Below are 3,028 nucleotides of genomic sequence, written 5' to 3'. Positions count from 1 at the left end.
TCTCCGTGTCCTCTGTGGTTAAATTATAATTGTCTGAAATGCAGGGTGTTGAGATATTAGTTTCAAATCTTATGTTCTTGACTATAAATATCAATCTGTTTGAAGATGGCGATACCAGACATTCATGCTTTCAATGTTGCCAGATATATTGGTATTATTTACAAGTCTTCCACAATATTCATATCCGCATTTTGCAAACACAATGTTCATTCCATAAGAGCTGGCTCTTGCAATGGTATATGCAGTTTTGATTCCCTTTGCTTTCATCTCTTTTTCCATTCTTCCAAGCAACTGTGATGATAAACCTTTTCCACGGAATTCTGGCAATGTTGCAAAATCTGTCATTTCCACACTCAAGTGATCGTAGTCGATTTCAGCAGAAGAAAGTGCAACCACTTTTTCTTCTTTGAACACGCCGAAATACACGATATTATCTTCTATTGTTCTTACGAGATACTTTGGGTCATGTATTGGAAAAGGGTATGTTTCAAAGGTTTCCTTATACAAACCAACCATCTGTTCAATGTCTTTCTTATCACATTTTCTGATCGAATATTCAGATGGGATCGTAGTCTCTGGATATTTTCTTTTTGATAGAGCTTTCATTATTACATTTTCATGCGTTTCATTCAAACAATTAATGCTTCTCTTATCATCAAGGAATTTGCTCATGATCACTGCAGTTTCTTTCCCATCATAATATCGTGGAATCGACGCTTCACAAAGATAATTTCGATCACAAAGAAGTTCTTTGAAGGATTCCGGAACTTTTGTGAATATCTTAGAATAACGTTCCTTTTCTGCAAGAACATCCAGTTTATCCAGAAGTGAAGGCATATCTTCAGGATCGAATTTCATAAGGTAGACACGATCATTATATTTCCCATGCTGGATGGTGGAGTTGCCTATTTTTTCAATGGTATCCTTCAAGACCTTCTCTCCATCCTCTCATTATGTTTGGGAACAAGACTTGTGGTATCATCATAATCCGCAAGAAGTTTGGCAATACCAATCCCCTTATACTCTATAGCATCATCAAGTTTAAGCTGAAGATCGCACTTTTCACAGTCACGGTCACAATATACTTGTTTGTATGATTCCGGTTCTTTATAGGTCGTAATAACGCCTTCATAATTACGAAGGATCACACGATTTGTGGACCAGGAGATGATATAATTGGGCATAACCGGTATTTTTCCTCCTCCATGGGGAGCATCAATGACATAGGTCGGAACTGCAAACCCACTTGTATGACCAATTAAGTTTTCCATTATTTCTATTCCCTTTCCAACCGGAGTCCTGAAATGTGACAACCCTTCTGAAAGGTCACATTGATACAGATAATATGGTCGAACACGATTTTGAACTAATTTTTGAACCAGCTTTTTTATAATTCTCTGGCAATCATTTACACCTGCAAGTAATACACTTTGATTTCCAAGAGGAATGCCGGCATCTGCAAGCTTTTTAAGCGCTTGCCTGGATGACAATGTGACTTCTCTGGGATGATTGAAATGTGTATTTAGCCAGATAGGATGATATTTTTTCAAAACATCCACAAGTTCATCTGTAATCCGGTATGGAAGTACAACTGGCATCCTGCTGCCAATTCGGATCACTTCTACATGGGGAATACTCGTTATTTCAGAAAGTATCCAATCCAGGTAATCATCAGACAACATTAAAGGATCGCCGCCTGAAAGTAACACATCCCTTATTCGTGGCGTGTTCCTGATATACTCGATGCCTTTGAGTATTTTATCTTTTTCAGGTATGCAATCAATGTCCCCAACTTTTCTTTTACGTGTGCAATGGCGGCAATACATGGAACAAATATTGCTTATGTGGAAAAGAACCCTGTCCGGATATCTGTGAGTTATGCCCTCTACGGGGCTATCTATATCTTCGGATAGGGGATCTTTAAGTTCTTCTGGTGATACAATTAGTTCTTCAGGTGAAGGAAACGACTGGAGAAAAATAGGATCATTTCTAAAATCATCAGTATCTATCAGCGATAGGTAGTAAGGTGTAATAGACAATGGGAATTTTTCCAATGTTTCTTTAAGCTTCTCTTTTTCAGATGACTCAAAATTTATTCCAAGTAGTTTCTCGAAAGTTTCAATATCCCGAATTGAATGTTTCAATTGCCAATTCCAATCTTTCCACTTAGGTATGAAGTCTTCAGAATCAATTCTTGTTGCTATTTCTTTTTGTTGCTTGCTGTATTTTTCCATCAAAAAACCACTGGTAAAGTTTCGGCGTCAAAAATCGTATCTGCAATTTGACATCCAATATTAGCACAAAAATGCACATTGGATATTATATATGACAGATACTGTCAGTCACTTTTCATTGACTGTCGCCTATAAAATAAAAATAAACCTAAACAATTTGGTTGTGCAGTCCCTAACTTAAAGTTAATGTCACATATACATTTCCCTCCCATTCAAATGGCTGTGTAGTCCTGAAAAGAGTTCGGTGCTAAATAATTATGGGACGATACATCACACTAAACCGGGTGATGTATTCAGTATGCTGATCCATGTTTTACACCATTTCCCGACAAAAATCCTCGCCCCCCTCATGCGGGGGTTGCCCGCCCAGTTCAAAGGCGATAGTTTGAGGAAATATTTTCGTAGGAATCCGTGGGTCCGAATCCCATCCCCTGCACCAGACATTTGGGGTATAGGTAACTGTATTTTTTTGTAGGGGGTTGTGAACATAACATACAAAACCAAAACAGTTCATAGTTTCAACTTTTCAAAATCTCCACAAAGATGGAAGATATGGAACAATAAGATTTTTTAGCTGGCAGCTGTATCATGGACAATTCTGGACTGTCCTGGTAGTGCTTAAAATACGCAATCATTATCAGGATACCACAACAGATTTAAGCAATTATCTGTTTGATATATTTATGGTAGAATCACCGATTTTTGATATATTTGATGGATTGCCCAGACAGGGTCCAGGTAATAACAAGTGCACTGAAAAAGCCTTTAATTTGCTTTCTTCCCTTCCTGCAGGC

Annotated in this window: 3 protein-coding genes and 1 tRNA gene; 2 read left to right on the top strand and 2 right to left on the bottom strand. The window is 37.8% G+C overall.

Going from position 1 to position 3,028, the window contains the following annotated elements; translation table 11 throughout:
- Positions 1–90 precede the first annotated feature (90 nt).
- Both ablB and ablA read right to left on the bottom strand, forming a co-directional pair.
- Positions 91–930, bottom strand: a complete 840-nt coding sequence (gene ablB / locus JW794_00645; GenBank protein ID MBN2016636.1) for a putative beta-lysine N-acetyltransferase — start codon at positions 928–930, stop codon at positions 91–93.
- Complete coding sequence (gene ablA / locus JW794_00640) at positions 927–2,234, bottom strand: lysine 2,3-aminomutase (GenBank protein ID MBN2016635.1); 1,308 nt, start codon at positions 2,232–2,234, stop codon at positions 927–929. Before ablA ends, ablB begins: the two co-directional genes overlap by 4 nt.
- A 351-nt stretch (positions 2,235–2,585) precedes the next feature.
- On the opposite strand from ablA, the gene JW794_00635 reads away from it, so the two are divergent.
- Positions 2,586–2,673, top strand: a tRNA-Leu gene (locus tag JW794_00635).
- Between the two features lie 244 nt (positions 2,674–2,917).
- On the top strand, positions 2,918–3,028 hold a 111-nt coding region (locus tag JW794_00630; protein ID MBN2016634.1), incomplete at its 3' end, for an SAM-dependent methyltransferase.

This window comes from Candidatus Cloacimonadota bacterium (assembly GCA_016932035.1).
GTDB lineage: Bacteria > Cloacimonadota > Cloacimonadia > JGIOTU-2 > JGIOTU-2 > Celaenobacter.
Note: the sequence above shows the minus strand (reverse complement) of the source record. Positions and strands in the feature narration are given on the sequence as shown.

Bases quoted from the DNA above. Each gene is read 5' to 3' on its own strand.
- ablA (MBN2016635.1), bottom strand. From the start codon at position 2,234: ATGGAAAAATACAGCAAGCAACAAAAAGAAATAGCAACAAGAATTGAT.